This window comes from Peiella sedimenti, assembly GCF_030504955.1.
Lineage (GTDB): Bacteria > Pseudomonadota > Alphaproteobacteria > Caulobacterales > Caulobacteraceae > Brevundimonas > Brevundimonas sedimenti.
In genome coordinates, this window is record NZ_JAUKTR010000004.1 from 203,463 (window position 1) to 219,543 (window position 16,081).

General features: G+C 67.9%; 19 protein-coding genes. 13 read left to right on the forward strand and 6 right to left on the reverse strand.

The features are described from left to right. Positions 1-18: 18 nt before the first annotated feature. The 9 genes from ssb (at position 19) to lpdA (ending at position 7,890) form a co-directional block, all read left to right on the forward strand. Entirely contained in the window at positions 19-492 is a 474-nt protein-coding gene (ssb, locus tag Q0812_RS10785) for a single-stranded DNA-binding protein (protein ID WP_302110341.1), read from the forward strand. 115 nt (positions 493-607) lie between these two features. Then, complete coding sequence (locus Q0812_RS10790) at positions 608-925, forward strand: FtsB family cell division protein (RefSeq protein WP_302110342.1); 318 nt, start codon at positions 608-610, stop codon at positions 923-925. 198 nt (positions 926-1,123) lie between these two features. Then, complete coding sequence (gene pdhA, locus Q0812_RS10795; protein ID WP_302110343.1) at positions 1,124-2,134, forward strand: pyruvate dehydrogenase (acetyl-transferring) E1 component subunit alpha; 1,011 nt, start codon at positions 1,124-1,126, stop codon at positions 2,132-2,134. A 41-nt stretch (positions 2,135-2,175) separates the two neighbouring features. Continuing rightward, positions 2,176-2,421: a DUF5076 domain-containing protein gene (locus Q0812_RS13770; protein WP_425281567.1), complete on the forward strand. Its 246-nt coding sequence runs from the start codon at positions 2,176-2,178 to the stop codon at positions 2,419-2,421. Next, positions 2,418-3,806, forward strand: coding sequence for a pyruvate dehydrogenase complex E1 component subunit beta (locus Q0812_RS10800; RefSeq protein ID WP_302110344.1), 1,389 nt, complete (start codon positions 2,418-2,420; stop codon positions 3,804-3,806). Before Q0812_RS13770 ends, Q0812_RS10800 begins: the two co-directional genes overlap by 4 nt. Further along, the gene (locus tag Q0812_RS10805) at positions 3,793-4,116 is read left to right on the forward strand and encodes a DUF5076 domain-containing protein (protein ID WP_302110345.1); all 324 of its coding nucleotides are present in this window, start codon (positions 3,793-3,795) and stop codon (positions 4,114-4,116) included. Before Q0812_RS10800 ends, Q0812_RS10805 begins: the two co-directional genes overlap by 14 nt. Before the next feature lie 7 nt (positions 4,117-4,123). Then, positions 4,124-5,395: a pyruvate dehydrogenase complex dihydrolipoamide acetyltransferase gene (locus tag Q0812_RS10810; protein ID WP_302110346.1), complete on the forward strand. Its 1,272-nt coding sequence runs from the start codon at positions 4,124-4,126 to the stop codon at positions 5,393-5,395. A 13-nt stretch (positions 5,396-5,408) separates the two neighbouring features. Beyond that, a complete protein-coding gene (locus tag Q0812_RS10815; RefSeq protein WP_302110347.1) occupies positions 5,409-6,494 on the forward strand; it encodes a DUF3667 domain-containing protein in 1,086 nt (361 codons plus the stop codon). Next, on the forward strand, positions 6,487-7,890 hold the full coding sequence (lpdA, locus tag Q0812_RS10820; protein WP_302110348.1) for a dihydrolipoyl dehydrogenase: 1,404 nt from the start codon (positions 6,487-6,489) through the stop codon (positions 7,888-7,890). Before Q0812_RS10815 ends, lpdA begins: the two co-directional genes overlap by 8 nt. Here the strand turns inward: lpdA and Q0812_RS10825 are convergent. Further along, positions 7,887-8,477: an NAD(P)H-dependent oxidoreductase gene (locus Q0812_RS10825; protein ID WP_302110349.1), complete on the reverse strand. Its 591-nt coding sequence runs from the start codon at positions 8,475-8,477 to the stop codon at positions 7,887-7,889. The two genes, lpdA and Q0812_RS10825, sit on opposite strands and share 4 nt — an antisense overlap. Before the next feature lie 138 nt (positions 8,478-8,615). Between Q0812_RS10825 and wrbA the strand changes: the two genes are divergently transcribed. Beyond that, the gene (wrbA, locus tag Q0812_RS10830; RefSeq protein WP_302110350.1) at positions 8,616-9,218 is read left to right on the forward strand and encodes an NAD(P)H:quinone oxidoreductase; all 603 of its coding nucleotides are present in this window, start codon (positions 8,616-8,618) and stop codon (positions 9,216-9,218) included. Here the strand turns inward: wrbA and Q0812_RS10835 are convergent. After that, positions 9,215-10,480 carry a DNA polymerase IV gene (locus Q0812_RS10835; RefSeq protein WP_302110351.1) on the reverse strand — a complete coding sequence of 422 codons (1,266 nt, stop codon included), beginning with the start codon at positions 10,478-10,480 and terminating at the stop codon, positions 9,215-9,217. The genes wrbA and Q0812_RS10835 overlap by 4 nt on opposite strands. Before the next feature lie 2 nt (positions 10,481-10,482). Beyond that, entirely contained in the window at positions 10,483-11,379 is an 897-nt protein-coding gene (locus Q0812_RS10840; protein ID WP_302110352.1) for an ROK family protein, read from the reverse strand. Between the two features lie 98 nt (positions 11,380-11,477). On the opposite strand from Q0812_RS10840, the gene Q0812_RS10845 reads away from it, so the two are divergent. Both Q0812_RS10845 and Q0812_RS10850 read left to right on the forward strand, forming a co-directional pair. After that, positions 11,478-11,861 (forward strand): response regulator, encoded by a 384-nt coding sequence (locus Q0812_RS10845; protein ID WP_302110353.1) that lies wholly within the window; start codon positions 11,478-11,480, stop codon positions 11,859-11,861. 10 nt (positions 11,862-11,871) lie between these two features. Beyond that, complete coding sequence (locus Q0812_RS10850; protein WP_302110354.1) at positions 11,872-13,230, forward strand: PleD family two-component system response regulator; 1,359 nt, start codon at positions 11,872-11,874, stop codon at positions 13,228-13,230. A gap of 334 nt (positions 13,231-13,564) precedes the next feature. Here the strand turns inward: Q0812_RS10850 and rpmG are convergent, their stop codons facing one another. Continuing rightward, entirely contained in the window at positions 13,565-13,732 is a 168-nt protein-coding gene (gene rpmG, locus Q0812_RS10855; RefSeq protein WP_302110355.1) for a 50S ribosomal protein L33, read from the reverse strand. A 138-nt stretch (positions 13,733-13,870) separates the two neighbouring features. On the opposite strand from rpmG, the gene Q0812_RS10860 reads away from it, so the two are divergent. Continuing rightward, on the forward strand, positions 13,871-14,428 hold the full coding sequence (locus tag Q0812_RS10860) for a hypothetical protein (protein WP_302110356.1): 558 nt from the start codon (positions 13,871-13,873) through the stop codon (positions 14,426-14,428). A gap of 4 nt (positions 14,429-14,432) precedes the next feature. Here Q0812_RS10860 and Q0812_RS10865 read toward each other — a convergent pair whose 3' ends face one another. Both Q0812_RS10865 and Q0812_RS10870 read right to left on the reverse strand, forming a co-directional pair. Beyond that, complete coding sequence (locus tag Q0812_RS10865; protein WP_302110357.1) at positions 14,433-15,113, reverse strand: hypothetical protein; 681 nt, start codon at positions 15,111-15,113, stop codon at positions 14,433-14,435. A gap of 95 nt (positions 15,114-15,208) precedes the next feature. After that, positions 15,209-16,075 (reverse strand): sulfotransferase family protein, encoded by an 867-nt coding sequence (locus Q0812_RS10870; protein ID WP_302110358.1) that lies wholly within the window; start codon positions 16,073-16,075, stop codon positions 15,209-15,211. Positions 16,076-16,081: the final 6 nt, after the last annotated feature.

A 16,081-nucleotide genomic window follows, 5' to 3' on the forward strand; every position in this document is an offset into this window, starting at 1 on the left:
GCGGCGGAAGGAAACGTCATGGCGGGCAGCGTCAACAAGGTCATTCTGATCGGCAACCTGGGCAAGGATCCCGAAATCCGCAGCCTCGGCTCGGGCGACCGCGTCGCCAATCTGCGCATCGCCACGTCGGAAACCTGGCGCGACAAGGCCACGGGCGAGCGCAAGGAAAAGACCGAGTGGCACACGGTCACCATCTTCAACGAGAACATCGTCAAGGTGGCCGAGAACTACCTGAAGAAGGGCTCGAAGGTTTACGTCGAAGGCTCGCTGCAGACCCGCAAGTGGCAGGACCAGCAGGGCCAGGACAGGTATTCCACCGAGGTCGTGCTGCAGAAGTTCCGCGGCGAGCTGACCATGCTGGACGGCCGCAATGAGGGCGGCGGCTCCGGCGGGGGCGGCGGCTCGGACGACTACGGCTTCTCCGGCGGCGGCCAGGCGCGCGGCTCGGGGCCGAAGCAGTCCTTCGACATGGACGACGACATCCCGTTCTAAGACTGGCTGGTTCCGCGGGCGGCGCAACCGTCACCTAAGGTCAAGCTACGCTTCATTAAGCACGTCCAGGCGATTGAAGGTGTGAGCGATTCCGCCTCGCACGAGCCCGCCGCCTTTGCCCCCCCAGGTCCGCCCCTTCATACCCTCGATCGTGCTGGGCCTTCTGATCGTCTATTTCGGCGTTCAGGGCCTGATCGGCGAGCGCGGCCTGCTGGCCAGTAAGGCGCGGGCGGAGACCCTGGCGGAGCGGCGCCTGGAGCTGACCCGGCTGGAGGCGCAGCGCAACGATCTGCGGGCCCGGGTCCGGCTTCTGCGCACCGACAATCTGTCGGCTGACCTACTGGAGGAGCGGGCCCGGGCGCTGCTCGGATTCGCCGATCCGCGCGACGTGATCGTGCGTTTGCCGGACGAGCGACAGCCCACTGAATCTTGATCCTCTAGACCGAAATCGGTTCACCTGGACGCAGTCCGGGGGCTCAGATTTCGGTCCCGATTATGAGTGAGAGCCTGATTCACGGCATCGGCGGAAATTCGCCCCAGCCGACCAGGCTCTTGCGGCTTTGGCTTCGCGGCGAAGGCTGCTAAAGGCCCCTTTCCGTTACGACAGGCCCCAGTTCGGGAGGACAGCCGGATGGCGAAAGCCGCGGCCAAGAAGGCGGCGCCAGGCAAGGGCGCGCCCCAGGCATCCAAGGAAGAGCTGCTTCGCTTCTATCGCGAGATGCTGCTGATCCGCCGCTTCGAGGAGCGCGCCGGTCAGCTGTACGGCATGGGCCTGATCGGCGGCTTCTGCCACCTCTATATCGGCCAGGAGGCCGTGGCCGTGGGGCTGCAGGCGACCTTCAAGCAGGGCGACCAGGTCATCACCGGCTATCGCGATCACGGCCACATGCTGGCGGCCGGCATGGATCCGAAGGAGGTCATGGCCGAGCTGACCGGGCGTATCGGCGGCTCGTCCAAGGGCAAGGGCGGCTCGATGCACATGTTCGACGTGGCCACCGGCTTCTACGGCGGGCACGGCATCGTCGGCGCCCAGGTGCCGCTGGGCGCGGGCCTGGCCTTCGCCAACAAGTATCGCGGCACGGACAACGTCAGCTTCACCTATTTCGGCGACGGCGCGGCCAATCAGGGCCAGGTGTACGAAGCCTTCAACATGGCCCAGCTGTGGAAGCTGCCGGTCATCTTCATCATCGAGAACAACCAGTACGCCATGGGCACCTCGATCGAGCGGTCCTCGGCGACCACCGATCTGAGCCAGCGCGGCGCCAGCTTCGGCATTCCGGGCGAGCAGGTGGACGGCATGGACGTGCTGGCGGTGCGCGATGCGGCCGAGCGCGCCGTGGCGCGGGCGCGGGCGGGCGAGGGCCCCTTCATCCTGGAGGTGAAGACCTACCGCTATCGCGGCCACTCCATGAGCGACCCGGCCAAATACCGCACCAAGGAAGAGGTGGACGAGGTCAAGAAGACCCGCGATCCCATCGAGCATGTGAAGATGCTGCTGGACCGTGCGGGCGCCACGGAGGCGGACCTCAAGCCCATCGAGGACGAGGTTAAGGTCATCGTCGCCGAGGCGGTCCAGTTCGCCCAGGAAAGCCCCGAGCCCGATCCGTCCGAGCTCTACACCGACGTGTATCAGGAGGCGTGAGGGTGAGGCTTAGCGAGCTAGAACCACCCGTAGAAGATGGCGTGGAGATTCTTCGCACGGTGATAGCGGAGAACGGTCGGTTGCATGTGGCCTTGAAACCAGTGTGGGATAAGCCCGACGTCTGGGGGCTCCTGCTTGTCGACATCGCAAGGCATCTATCACGCGCTTTTGAAAGCGAAGGTTCCTGCACACGTGATGATGCTCTGCGGCGCATACGCGCTGGTTGGGATGCGGAGCTCGAGTCGCCGACAGACCTCGGCAAGACTAGCCGGAGACTAAGACATTGACCGACATCCTGATGCCGGCCCTGTCCCCGACCATGGAGGAGGGGACCCTTACCAAGTGGCACATCAAGGCGGGCGACACGGTCAAGGCCGGCGACGTCATCGCCGAGATCGAGACCGACAAGGCGACCATGGAGGTCGAGGCCGTCGACGAGGGCGAGGTGGCCGAAATCCTGGTGGCCGAGGGCTCCGAGGGCGTGAAGGTCAACACGCCGATCGCGCGCCTGAAGGGTGAGGGCGGCGGGGCCGCTCCGGCTCCGCAGCAGGCGGCTCCGCAAGCCTCTGGAGATCCCGAGAAGACGGCGCCCGAAGCGGCCGCTCCCGAGCCTGAGGGGGAAGGCCCTGCACCGGTCACGCCAAAGGCCGAGCTGAAAGATCCCGAGGTTCCGGCCGGAGCCAAGCTGGTCAAGACGACCGTGCGCGACGCCCTGCGCGACGCCATGGCCGAGGAGATGCGCCGCGACGAGAGCGTGTTCCTGATGGGCGAGGAAGTCGCCCAGTATCAGGGCGCCTACAAGGTGTCGCGCGAGTTGCTGCAGGAGTTCGGCGACCGCCGCGTGGTGGACACCCCGATCACTGAATACGGCTTCGCGGGGCTGGGGGTAGGCGCCTCGATGGCGGGTCTGAAGCCCATCGTCGAGTTCATGACCTTCAACTTCGCCATGCAGGCGATCGACCACATCATCAACTCGGCGGCCAAGACGCTGTACATGTCGGGCGGGCAGATCCGTTGCCCGATCGTGTTCCGCGGGCCCAACGGCGCGGCGGCCCGCGTGGCGGCCCAGCACAGTCAGGACTACTCGGCCTGGTATGCCCAGATCCCCGGCCTGAAGGTGATCGCGCCCTATGACGCGGCGGACGCCAAGGGCCTGCTGAAGGCGGCCATCCGCGATCCGAACCCCGTGGTCTTCCTCGAGCACGAGATGATGTACGGCGTCGAGTTCGACGTGCCCGACGTGGAGGACTGGATCGTCCCCATCGGCAAGGCCAAGGTCCGGCGCGAGGGCGGCGATGTGACCATCACCGCGCACAGCCGCATGGTGGGACTGGCGCTGAAGGCGGCCGAGGAACTGGCCGCCCAAGGCATCGAAGCCGAGGTGGTGGACCTGCGCACCCTGCGTCCGCTGGACCACGAGACCATCCTCGAGAGCGTGAAGAAGACCAACCGTCTGGTTTCGGTCGAGGAGGGCTGGGGCCCCATGGGCGTGGGCGCCGAAATCTGCGCCCGCGTGGTGGAGCACGCCTTCGACTACCTGGATGCGCCGCCACTGCGCGTGCACCAGGAAGACGTGCCCATGCCCTATGCGGCCAACCTCGAAGCCCTGTCCCTGCCTTCGGTCGAGAAGATCGTGCAGGCTGTGAAGAAGGTGACCTATGTCCAAGACTGAACAGGAAAACCCCGCCTTCGATCAGGAAATCTCGCCGCCGCCGAACTATCAGGACAATCCGCAGGCGATCGAAGTCATGCGCGCCTGGTGGATGGGCGAGCGCGCCCAGATGACCTTCCGGCCGGTGTTCTCCGACCCGCGCGCCTTCGGCTTCCTGCTGGCTGAGGCCTCGCGCCACCTGTCGAACGTCTACGCCGAGACCCGTGGCATGACCCCCGAGGCCGCCATGGAGGCCATCCTCCAGGGCTGGGAAGACGGCCAGAAGGTCGAGATGAAGACCGCCATGGAAAAGCCCCAGCGCGGAAACTGATAACGCCATGACCGACATCCTCATGCCCGCCCTGTCGCCCACCATGGAGGAGGGCACGCTGTCCAAGTGGCACGTCAAGGCGGGCGACGTGGTGAAGGCCGGCGACGTCATCGCCGAGATCGAGACCGACAAGGCCACCATGGAGGTCGAGGCGGTCGACGAGGGCGAGGTGCTGGAAATCCTGGTCGCCGAGGGGACCGAGGGCGTGAAGGTCAATGCGCCGATCGCCCGCCTGAAGGGCGAGGGCGGAACGGCCGCGCCGTCGCCGAAGTCCGCCGAGAAGCCTGAACCGGCGAAATCGGAAACGCCCGCGCCGGTCAAGGTTGAGCCGCCCAAGGCGGCGACTCCGGCGCCCGCTCAGAAGTCTGACGGCGACCGCGTCTTCGCCTCGCCCCTGGCGCGCCGCATGGCCGCGCAGGCCGGGCTGGATCTGAACGCCATCAAGGGCACCGGTCCCAAGGGCCGCATCGTCAAGGCGGACATCGAGGCCATGTCCGGCAAGCCGGGGGCGCCAGCCGCTCCGGCCGCCCAGGCGGCGCGGGCCGAGCCGCGTCAGGTTCTGTCGCTGGAGCAGCAGGGCATCGCGCCCGGCTCCTACGACCTCGTGCCGCTGGACGGCATGCGCAAGGCCATCGCGCGGCGTCTCACTGACAGCTTCCGCGACGTGCCGCACTTCCCGCTGACCATCGACTGCGAGATCGACGGGTTGCTGGCGGCGCGGTCCAAGGTCAACGCCCTGCTGGAGAAGGATGGCGTCAAGGTCTCGGTCAACGACTTCGTCATCAAGGCCGCCGCCATGGCCCTGAAGCTGGAGCCCGAGGCCAACGCCAGCTACACGCCCGAGGGGCTGGCCATGCATCACCACGCCGACATCTCCATGGCCGTGGCCATCGAGGGCGGGCTGATCACGCCCATCATCCGCAAGGCCGAGACCAAGTCGCTGCGTCAGATCGCGGTCGAAGCCAAGGACCTGGCCAAGCGCGCCCGCGAGCGGAAACTCAAGCCGGAGGAATTCCAGGGCGGCACCTTCAGCGTCTCCAACCTGGGCATGTTCGGCATCAAGGCCTTCGCCTCGATCATCAACGAGCCGCAGGGCGCGATCATGAGCGTCGGCGCCGGGGAACAGCGCCCGGTCGTGAAGAACGGTCAGCTGACCGTAGCCACGGTGATGACCGTGACCCTGACCTGTGACCACCGCGTGGTGGACGGGGCCGTCGGCGCGCGCTTCCTGCAGGCGTTCAAGACCCTGCTGGAAGATCCCGTGACCATGCTGGCCTAAGCGTCGCGCAGGCGTGAACGACGCGGCGAGCGCAGTCGGGCCCGAGCCCACCGCCCAGGCGGCCGCGCCGCCGCGTGACGACTGCATGGCCTGCGGCGTTCAGCCTCTTCACGGACCCTACTGCCACGCCTGCGGCCAGAACAACGCGCCCGAGCAGCGCGGCATGGGCTTTCTGGCCAAGGACGCCTTCGCCGAGGCGCTGTCGCTGGAGGGCAAGACCCTCCACACCCTGCGCGACATGTTCGTCCGGCCGGGCAAGCTGCTCGACTCGTACAAGCTGGGCGTGGGCGACGCCTACTTCTCGCCGTTCAAGCTGTTCCTGGTCATGTCGGCGGCGCTGTTCCTGTTCCTGGAATGGACCAACGTGGCCATCTACCAGTTCCTTCCGGTGCGCACCGACGGCCCCGTGCGGGTCGAGCTGATCGAGGAGGGCGTCCGCGTCCTGGGCGTGCAGTACAACGACATCTTCCTGCACCCCATCGATGCTACGCTGGCCCTGCCGGAGGAGACGCGCGCGCTTGCGGCCGCCGAGGCGCGGGCGACGCCGGGCCAGCGTCAGGCCATTCAGGCCTATCGCGACTACAACGCCGCCTGGGTGGACCTGAACCAGTGGCTGACGGACTGGATTCCACGCCTCCTGTGGCTCCTGATGCCCATCTACGCCGTGCTGCTGGGCGTGTTCTTCACCCGGCGGCATCTGGCCGAGCACTTCCTGGTCACCATCTGGGCGCACAGCGCGGTGTTCGTGATCTTCATGGCCTTGGCGGGCCTGAACATGAGCCCGGTGGGGGCGCCGGGGTGGCTGCTGTTCCCGGTCTATCTTGGGCTCTTCACCTTCGCCGCCAGCCGATTTTATCAGACGCCCTGGTGGTCGGCCCTTCTGAAGGGGCTGGGCCATTTGACGCTCTACGGAACCATCGTCCTGGTCGCGCTGATGATCTTCGCGGGCATCTACGCCAACGGCCGCATCAGTATCGACCTGTGGCTGGGGGACGACTACAGCTTCATCGACGGCGGCGCCGAGGTGCACGCGCCCGGCTGGTCCGCGCGCCAGGCCGCCGCCGCATCCAGTGCTTCAGGAGGCTCCGCCAATGGCTGACTTCGATCTCATCGTCATCGGCTCCGGACCCGGCGGCTATGTGGCGGCCATCCGCGCCAGCCAGCTGGGCCTGAAGACCGCCATCGTCGAGCGCGAGAACCTGGGCGGCATCTGCCTGAACTGGGGCTGCATCCCCACCAAGGCGCTGCTGAAGTCGGGCGAGAAGTACGAGGCCCTGTCGCACCTGAAGGATTACGGCCTGTCGGCCGACAAGGTCGGCTTCGACTTCAACGCCATCATTCAGCGCTCGCGAGGCGTGGCCAGGCAGCTGAATCAAGGCGTCGGCTACCTGATGAAGAAGCACAAGATCGAGGTCATCGAGGGGACGGCGCGCCTGGAGAAGGGCGATCCCGCGCCCAAGGTCGTCGTCAAGCTGAACGCCGGCGGCGAGCGGGCCGTGTCGGCGAAGTCGGTGATGCTGGCGGTGGGCGCCCGTGCGCGCGCCCTGCCGCAGATCGGGCTGGAGGCCGATGGCGAGCGCATCTGGGCCTATCGCGAAGCCATGGCGCCCAAGTTCCTGCCCAAGACCCTGGTGGTGATCGGCTCAGGCGCCATCGGCATCGAGTTCGGCAGCTTCTATCGCGCGCTCGGCTGCGAGGTGACGGTCGTGGAGGCCGTGGACCGCATCATGCCGGTCGAGGACGAGGAGGTCTCCAAGGCCGCCCAGAAAGCGTTCGAGAAGCGCGGCATGAAGTTCCGCACCGGCGCCAAGGTGACCAAGGTCAGCAAGTCAAAGTCCGGCGTTCAGGTGGCCATCGAGGCGGGGGGCGAGGCCGAAACGCTCGAGGCCGAGGTCTGCATCTCGGCGGTCGGCATCACCGCCAACACCGACGGCATTGGGCTCGAGGCGCTGGGCGTGGAGCTGGACCGGGGCCACATCAAGACGGACGCCCACGGCAAGACGAACGTGAAGGGGCTGTACGCCATCGGCGACTGCACCGGCGCGCCCTGGCTGGCGCATAAGGCCTCGCACGAGGGCATCCACGCCGCTGAGCACATCGCCGGCTTCAAGACGCCCAACGTTCATTCGCCCATCGCCGGCTGCACCTACGCCCAGCCGCAGGTGGCTTCGGTGGGCTTGACCGAACAGGCGTGCCGCGAGGCCAAGCGCGAGGTGAAGATCGGCCGCTTCCCGTTCCGCGTGAACGGCAAGGCCATCGCGGCGGGCGAGACCGAGGGCTTCGTCAAGACCATCTTCGACGCCAAGACGGGGGCCCTCATCGGCGCGCACCTGATCGGCGCCGAGGTGACCGAGATGATCCAGGGCTACGTCACCGCCATCACCATGGAAGCGACCGAAGAGGACATCCACGGCATCGTCTATCCGCACCCGACCATGTCCGAGGCCATGCACGAGGCGGCGCTGGACGCCTACGGGCGCGTCCTGCACATCTAGCCGAAGACTTCGTTGAAGACGCGCTTCACGCCCTCGCGGGCCTCGTCCACGCGGGCGGGGGGCAGATCGTTGTCGACACCGCCGAAGTTGACGTGGTCCAGGGCCTGAAGGCCACAGGCCTGGGCGATGCGCTGGTCGAAGACCTTTCGCACGGCGTCCCAGCCGCCGCTGTCCACCAGCCAGGCGTTCTCAGAGCCGGTGGAGGTGAAGCTGATCAGCTTCTTGCCCCGCAGGAGGGGCTCCATGCCTCCGGCCTTGACGGAGCGGTAGCCGAAGCCCTGGCCAAAGACGCGCTCCACATAGCCCTTGAGGATGGCCGGCGGGCCGCCGAACCAGATCGGATAGACGAAGACGAAGACGTCCGCGTCCTGCAAGGCCTCGCGCTCGGCAAGCGCATCGGGGCGAGGCTGTGCGCTGGGCTCGGTGGGAACCTCGTCAGCCATCAGGCGCGGATCGAAGCCTAGGGCGTAGAGGTCTCGCAGGACGACCTCGTGTCCGGCTGCGGTCGCGGCGTCGGCATAGGCGTCCGCCATCATGCGGCTGAACGAGCGCGGCTTGGGATTTGCCAGGATCAGGGCGTGCTTCATCGGAGCCTCCGATCGCAGCATGACGGAAACAACCCCGCGCCCGCAAGGTTGAGGGTCGGGGCTTGCGGCCCATCACCCGCTCCCCATATCCGCAATCAAGACAGTTGCAGATGTCCCGCCGGCGATGGAGCGCACCTCATGACCAAGATCCTGATCCTGTACCACTCGACCTATGGCCACATCGAAAAGATGGCCGAGGCGGTCGCAGATGGCGTTCGCCAGGTGGATGGCGCTGAGGCCGTCATCAAGCGCGTGCCCGAACTGGTTCCGGAAGAGGTGGCGCGCAAGTCGGGCTACAAGATGGATCAGGCCGCGCCCATCGCCACGGTGGGAGAGCTGGCGGACTATGACGCCATCATCATCGGCGCGGGCACCCGTTACGGCACGGCGGCCTCGCAGATGCGGAACTTCCTGGACCAGACCGGGCCGCTGTGGGCCAAGGGCGCGCTGGTCGGCAAGGTGGGCTCGGCCTTCACCTCGACCGCCACCCAGCACGGCGGTCAGGAGGTGACGCTGATAGGGCTGATCCAGACCCTGCTGCACCACGGCATGGTCGTGGCGGGCCTGCCTTACGCCTGGGCCGGCCAGTCGCGCATGGACGAAATCACCGGCGGCAGCCCCTATGGCGCGACGACCATCACCGGCGGCGACGGCAGCCGTTTCCCCAGCGACAACGAACTGGAGGGCGCGCGCTGGCAGGGCCGCTGGGTGGCCGAGACGGCGAAGAAGCTGCACGGCTAATCCGTACGCCTCAGCGCCCGGCCCGAAATGACGGCGGCGCGGCCGAACCTGTCCCGAAGCCTGTCGAGGGCCCGCTCGGCCTTGAGGGTCTTGCTCTCACGGCTTTCGAACAGATCAGCGGGCGCGTCCTCGGCCTCGAAGACGTCGGCCAGGCCGATGCCGATCAGGCGATAGGGGCGGCCCAGCTCGCGCTGAAGCAGCTCGCGCCCCACATTGAACAGGGTGCGCGCGGTCTGGGTCGGCTCAGGCAAGGTCCGCCTGCGCGTGACCAGGCGGAAGTCGGTGCGCCGCAGCTTGAGGATGACCGTGCGAGAGGCGACGCCCTCGCGCCGGGCCTTGGCGGCCAGCTTGTCGCACAGCGGCCAGAGCCGATCCTCAAGATCGGCCGCCGCGCTGAGGTCCTGATCGAAGGTGGTCTCGGCGCTCATGCCCCTGCGGTCGTCCTCGGGATTGACGCGGCGTGTGTCGCGCCCGTGGGCCAGTTCGTGCAGGCGCAGGCCCCATTCGCCGTAACGGTCCGCCAGGCGTTTCAGGTCCGTGCGGGCGATGTCGCCGACGGTCGAGATGCCGTCGCGGCGCTGGGTTTTGGCGAAGACGGGCCCGACGCCGGGCAGAATCTCGACGGGGCGGGGGGCGAGGAAGGCTTGCGCCTCCTCCGCGCCGATGACCGAAAAGCCGCGCGGCTTGTCCAGGTCCGAGGCGATCTTGGCCAGGAATTTGTTGGGGGCCAGGCCGATGGAGACGGTCAGTCCCACCTCGGCCTCAATGCGCTGTTGCAGTCGCACAAGCTGAACCACGGGCGGGGCGCCGGCCAGGCGTTCGGTCCCCGACAGGTCCATCCAGGCCTCGTCCAGCGACAGGGTCTGCACCAGGGGGGTCATCTGTTCGACCATGCCCATGATGGCCCGGCTGGCGGTCTTGTAGCGGGCGAAGTCCGGCTTGATGACCACGGCGTCCGGGCACAGTTTCAGCGCCTTGAACATGGGCATGGCCGAGCGCACGCCGTACTGACGCGCGATGTAGCAGCAGGTGGCGGCGACCCCGCGCTTGCCGCCGCCGACTATGACAGGCCGGTCGCGCAGCTCGGGCCGGTCGCGTTTCTCCACCGAGGCGTAGAAGGCGTCGCAGTCCATGTGGGCGATGGACAGGCGGTCCAGCTCGGCATGGCGCAGGACGCGCGGCGAACCACATTGAGGGCAGCGCGGGCGGCCCTCCACGGGTTCGAAGCGCGAGACGCAGTCGCGGCAGAGGGCCCGGGTCACGGTCAGTCCGGCGGCCACAGCCAGGCGGCGCCCCGGACGCCCGAGCTGTCGCCGTGGACCGCGCGCCTGACCGGCGTGTCGAACACGTCGGAGAAGGCGTAGGGGCGAATGCGGTCGGTCAGGCCCTCGGCCAGGCCCGGCAGGTTCGAGGCGCCTCCACCCAGCACGATCACATCAGGGTCGATGATGTGGCACAGGTGAGCCAGGGCGCGGGCCGTGCGGTCGGCGTGGCGGTCCAGCGCGGCGGCCGCCTGGGCGTCGCCGTTGTCAGACAGCGCCTGAATCTCGGGCGCGCGGAGCTTGCGGCCGGTGGCGCGGGCGAAGTCACCCTCGAGCCCCGGTCCGCTGATCCAGGTCTCAAGACACCCGATGCGGCCGCACCAGCAGGCCTGGCCGGGATACTCTTCGGGGCGAGCCCAGGGCAGGGGATTGTGGCCCCACTCGGCGGCCATGCCGTTGCGGCCCTCGAGGAGGCGGCCGTCCACCACGACGCCTCCGCCGCAGCCCGTGCCCAAAATGGCGGCGAACACGACCCCGAAGCCCGCTCCAGCCCCGTCAGTGGCTTCCGATAGAGCCAGGCAGTTGGCGTCGTTGGCCATGCGGACGGGACGCTTAAGCGCCCGTTCCAGATCCGCGTGCAGATCGCGGCCGTTCAGCCAGACCGAGTTGGCGTTGCGGATCAGGCCGGTCTGCGGAGAAATGGAGCCCGGATGGCAGACGCCCAGCCGGGGCATGGGCTGGGTGCGGGCCTCAAGCTCACGAACCAGGCCGCCGATGGCCTCAAGCAGGCTGTCGTAGTCGCCCGGGGTCGGGGTCCGCTGGCGATCCACCACGCGGCCCTCCGCATCGAGCGCCGCCGCCTCGATCTTGGTGCCGCCCAGGTCGATGCCCATGCGCATGGGACGCTTACCCCGCCTTAAGGTTGCCGGATCATAGTCATGCTGAGAAGCGAGGTGGACGAACAGCCGTTCCCCGCGCCAGGAGCGGTTCGGCGACCATGCCCAAGAAAGTCCTCATCGTCGAGGATAACGAGCTGAACATGAAGCTCTTCCACGACCTGCTGGACTCGCAAGGGTACGAGACCCTGCAGACGCGCGAGGGTCTCCAGGCGTTGACCCTGGCCCGCGAGCACCGCCCCGACCTGATTCTGATGGACATCCAGCTGCCCGAGATCTCGGGGCTGGAGGTCACCAAATGGCTGAAGGAAGACGAGGAGCTGGCCCACATTCCGGTGGTCGCCGTGACCGCCTTCGCCATGAAGGGCGACGAGGAGCGCATCCGCCAGGGCGGCTGTGAAGCCTATATCTCCAAGCCCATCTCGGTGACGCACTTCCTCGACACCGTGCGCAAGCATATCGGCGTCGGCGCCGAGGCGGGATGAGGGCAGGGCGATGAGCGCACGCATCCTGGTTGTCGATGACGTGGACGCGAACGTCCGGCTGCTCGAAGCCAAGCTGACGGCCGACTACTACGAGGTGCTGACCGCCCACGACGGCCTGACGGCGCTGGAGCTGGCGGCGGTCGAGCGCCCCGATCTGATCCTGCTGGACGTGATGATGCCCGGCATGGACGGGTTCGAGGTGTGCCGGCGGCTGAAGGAGGCCTCGGACACCCGGCACATCCCGGTGGTGCTGGTGACGGCGCTGGACGGGCGGCAGGACCGGGTCACGGGCCTGGAGGCGGGCGCCGACGACTTTCTGACCAAGCCGCTGGACGACGTCATACTGATGGCCCGGGTGCGCTCCCTGACCCGGCTGAAGACGGTCATGGACGAGCTGCGCCAGCGCGAAGAGTCCGGCCGCAAGCTGGGGCTGCTGGACGGCGGGGCGCGCTTGAACGGCGGCGGCGGCCGGGTGCTGATCGTGGACGACCACGAGCGTCAGGCCGAACGCATCGCCGCCGAGCTGCGCATCGAGCATCGCCCCGTGGTCGAGCACGATCTGGACAAGGCGCTGCTGACGGCGCGGGGCCCGGTGGACCTGGTGATCATCAACGCCGCCTCGCGCAGCTTTGACGGCCTGCGCTTCGCGGCCCAGGTGCGCTCGACCGAACAGGGGCGCACGGTCCCCATACTGGCCGTGGTGGATGCGGACGACCGGCCCCGCATGGTCAAGGCGCTGGAGATCGGCGTGAACGACCTGCTGCCGCGGCCCGTGGACCCGCAGGAGCTGGCGGCGCGGGTGCGCACCCAGGTGCGGCGGAAGCGCTATACGGACTTCCTGCGCAACCGGCTGGACCAGAGCCTGGAAATGGCTGTGACCGATCCGCTGACGGGCCTGCACAATCGCCGCTACATGACCAGCCAGGCCGAGGCGCTGGTGGCGCGGGCGGCCCGGGGCGGAGACGCGGTTTCGGCCCTGTTGCTGGACATCGATCACTTCAAGTCGATCAACGACACCTTCGGCCACGATGTGGGCGATGAGGTGCTGGTGGAGTTCGCCGTGCGCCTGGCCACCAATGTGCGGGCCATTGACCTGCCCTGTCGGTACGGCGGGGAGGAGTTCGTGGTCATCATGCCGGGCGCCTCCATGACCGACGCCGAGCGGGTGGCCGAACGCATCCGGCTGCACGTCTCGGCCGCGCCCTTCACGGTCAGGGACGGCCGCTCGATCCCGGTGACCATCTCCATCGGCGTGGCGGCGACCCTGGGCGAGGGCGACACGCCCGAGGCCCTGATGAAGCGGGCGGACCAGGCCCTCTACGAAGCCAAGACCACGGGCCGCAACCGGGTGGTGGCGCGGGCCGCCTGATCCCGAGGTCGGCAGGGCGCCGGCCCGGAACCGGACCGCCAAACCGTGCCAAACCCTGCCAGATCGCGCCATTCATCCGAGAATCCTTCCAACAAGGGGAGCAGGAAGGCCTCGACCGGCCGATCCGGACTGCAAAACATCGTCCGAAGCGTCCGAAGCGTCCGAAGCGTCCGAAGCGTCCGATAAAGGATGTCAAAGACCTGGGTACCCCCTTATCCGAAGCGGGGGCGAACGTCAGGATAGGGCCAGTCGGGAGGGCGTGCATAACGGCCCAAACGAAAACGCCCGGCGGTGAGCCGGGCGCGTTCAGACCGTCAGTGAGGCGGAAGCCGCCTTACTTGATCTTGCCTTCCTTGAACTCGACGTGCTTGCGCACGACGGGATCGTACTTCTTCAGCACCATCTTCTCGGTCTTGGTGCGGGCGTTCTTCTTGGTGACGTAGAAGTAGCCCGTGTCCGCGGTCGAGTTCAGGCGGATCTTGATGGAAGCCGGCTTGGCCATCGCACATACCTTTGGCGGCGGCCGTGAAGCCGCGAAATCAGGAGCGGCGGAACATACTCAGGAAAGCCCGGAAGTCAACGGCGGCGCGGGCTTTGGACCGTCTTGGCCGTCGCGGCGGTGAACGGCTATGGTCCCCGCATGAAAAAGCTCGCCCTTTGCCTCGCCCTGATCCTGACCCCGCCGAGCCTGGCCCAGGCGACCGAACCGGCGCAGGACGCCTTCATGGAGCGGCTGAACAGCCTGTGCGGCCAGAGGTTTGAGGGGCGGGTGGTCTCAGATGATCCGGCCGACGAGGGCTTCGCCAGTCAGCGCCTGCTGATGCATGTGCGCGACTGTTCGGCCGAGGAGGTGCGCGTTCCTTTCTGGGTCGGCGAGGACCGGTCGCGCACCTGGGTGATCACGCGAACGGACGCGGGGCTACGTCTGAAGCACGACCACCGCAACCCGGAGGGGCGGCCCGAGGGGCTGCACTGGTACGGCGGGAACACGGAAACCCCGGGGACCGACCGCCGCCAGGAGTTCCCGGTGGATGACTGGTCCATCGAGCTGTTCAACGCCTGGGACGCCCAGGTCTCGACGACCAATGTCTGGGCCATGGAGGTCGAGCCGGGGGAGGTGTTCGCCTATGAGCTGCGCCGGCCGGGCGGGCGCTTCTTCCGCGTGGAGTTCGACCTGACGCGGCCGGTGGCGGAATAGGCCGTCAGCGCCAGCCTTCGCCGCCCGCCTGTTCGGCGATGGGGTTGGCGGGCCGGGCCACCAGGCCCGACTGGGTGATCCAGACCTCATAGCGGGCGCCGTCGGCCATGGGCATGAACACCCCGCCGCCGTAGAGGGCGTCGACGGCGCGGCTCATGCGGCCGCCCTCGCGCGAGAGCTTCCAGACATCGATGCGTCCCGGCGCGCCGCCCAGATCATGGACGCTGCGCGGGGCGGAGCGTTCGGACTCCACATCCTCATAGCGGCCGGACAGGCGGTCCAGCCGATACTGGCTGTCCAGCCCCAGCACGTTGGCCCAGGGCTTCCATTTCAGGACCCGGGCCTCGAGCCGCCACTCGTCGCCCTGGACCTCGTAGTCCCGGCTGTAGCCCTCGGGATAGGCGCGGGTGGCCGGCTCGGTCAGGGTGACGGTGTAGAGGCGCGGCCCACGCTGCTCGACCTGGATGGTGGCCACGGGCCGTTCATAGGTCAGGCGGTGATAGGTCTGGACGTTCATGCCCGTGAGGGCGACCACGGCCGCCGCGGCCAGGAAACCGCCGCCGCCGACCACGCCGAGGAGGCCGCTGAGCCCCCGGCCCCGGAAAAGACGCCCCAGGCCGGCCAGCAGAACCCATACGCCGATCAGGCCCGTGACGATCGGGATCGCCCACCACCAGCTGACCATCTGCGCAGCCCTCCCCAAGTTTGATGATGGGGAAGGTTAACGCGATCAGCGCCCGGCTGTCGCCCCCGTTCGCGCGCCGGGGGCATGGGGCGGCCTCAGGCGTAGTCCTGGGCCCGCTCCAGAACGCTCCGCATGGCGGGCAGGACGCCGTCGATCTCGTCCTTGTTCTTCAGCCACTTGTCCCTGTCCGGGGCGCTCAGCGTGTAGCGCGAGTTGGGCAGGGGCCCCGTGGTGCGGTTGAACAGGGCGGAATCGTAGGCGAGGCCGGCGAAGTCGCAGATCTTCTGCACCACCATGGCCGGGTCCTCGACGAAGGCGTCGTACTCGACCGTCAGCTTGCGGCGGCCGTCGATCTTGGCCAGGTCGTCCATGATGACCGTGTTGGTGGCGGCCCACTGGAAGGCGGCGATCTCGGCCAGGGGGCGGCCGCGCAGCGTCTTCCACCCCGGGGGCAGCAGGAGCGACCACGGGCCGTCCCAGCCTTGCAGGGTGCGGTAGGTGACCCAGCGGCCGGCCCGCCAGGCGTCCATGATGCTGGAGATGTTCTCCTCCGGCCGGCGCCACAGATAGATGAACAGGGCGTCGGAGAAGACGGCGTTGAAAAACGGGATGCGCAGGGCGTTCTTGGGCGTCTTTTCGAGCAGGCGCACCTCGGCGCCCGGCTTGGGCGGAAGACCGCCGGGCAGGACCAGTTTTTCAGCGAGCCCCTTGCGGATCAGGCCCTGAATCTCGGGCGTGGCCTGTTTGCGCGTGAGGCGGTTGGACTCGACGCCGGGCGCGCCGGGGCGAAGCGGCGGCAGGCCCTCGACCAGCCAGTGCGCCTCTCCGCCGACGGTGGCCACCTGGGGCGTCACGGCTAGGGTCTCGAACAGGGCCGTACTGCCCGAGCGAGGGGCGGCCATGATGAAGATGGGCCGCCTAAAGACGGGCAGGCGCGGGGCGGCGAGGGCGGTGTCGGTCATGCGAAA

Bases quoted from the DNA above. Each gene is read 5' to 3' on its own strand.
- ssb (WP_302110341.1), top strand. From the start codon at position 19: ATGGCGGGCAGCGTCAACAAGGTCATTCTGATCGGCAACCTGGGCAAG.
- pdhA (WP_302110343.1), top strand. From the start codon at position 1,124: ATGGCGAAAGCCGCGGCCAAGAAGGCGGCGCCAGGCAAGGGCGCGCCC.
- Q0812_RS10805 (WP_302110345.1), top strand. From the start codon at position 3,793: ATGTCCAAGACTGAACAGGAAAACCCCGCCTTCGATCAGGAAATCTCG.
- Q0812_RS10810 (WP_302110346.1), top strand. From the start codon at position 4,124: ATGACCGACATCCTCATGCCCGCCCTGTCGCCCACCATGGAGGAGGGC.
- lpdA (WP_302110348.1), top strand. From the start codon at position 6,487: ATGGCTGACTTCGATCTCATCGTCATCGGCTCCGGACCCGGCGGCTAT.
- Q0812_RS10825 (WP_302110349.1), bottom strand. From the start codon at position 8,477: ATGAAGCACGCCCTGATCCTGGCAAATCCCAAGCCGCGCTCGTTCAGC.
- wrbA (WP_302110350.1), top strand. From the start codon at position 8,616: ATGACCAAGATCCTGATCCTGTACCACTCGACCTATGGCCACATCGAA.
- Q0812_RS10840 (WP_302110352.1), bottom strand. From the start codon at position 11,379: ATGCGCATGGGCATCGACCTGGGCGGCACCAAGATCGAGGCGGCGGCG.
- Q0812_RS10845 (WP_302110353.1), top strand. From the start codon at position 11,478: ATGCCCAAGAAAGTCCTCATCGTCGAGGATAACGAGCTGAACATGAAG.
- Q0812_RS10850 (WP_302110354.1), top strand. From the start codon at position 11,872: ATGAGCGCACGCATCCTGGTTGTCGATGACGTGGACGCGAACGTCCGG.
- rpmG (WP_302110355.1), bottom strand. From the start codon at position 13,732: ATGGCCAAGCCGGCTTCCATCAAGATCCGCCTGAACTCGACCGCGGAC.
- Q0812_RS10860 (WP_302110356.1), top strand. From the start codon at position 13,871: ATGAAAAAGCTCGCCCTTTGCCTCGCCCTGATCCTGACCCCGCCGAGC.
- Q0812_RS10865 (WP_302110357.1), bottom strand. From the start codon at position 15,113: ATGGTCAGCTGGTGGTGGGCGATCCCGATCGTCACGGGCCTGATCGGC.
- Q0812_RS10870 (WP_302110358.1), bottom strand. From the start codon at position 16,075: ATGACCGACACCGCCCTCGCCGCCCCGCGCCTGCCCGTCTTTAGGCGG.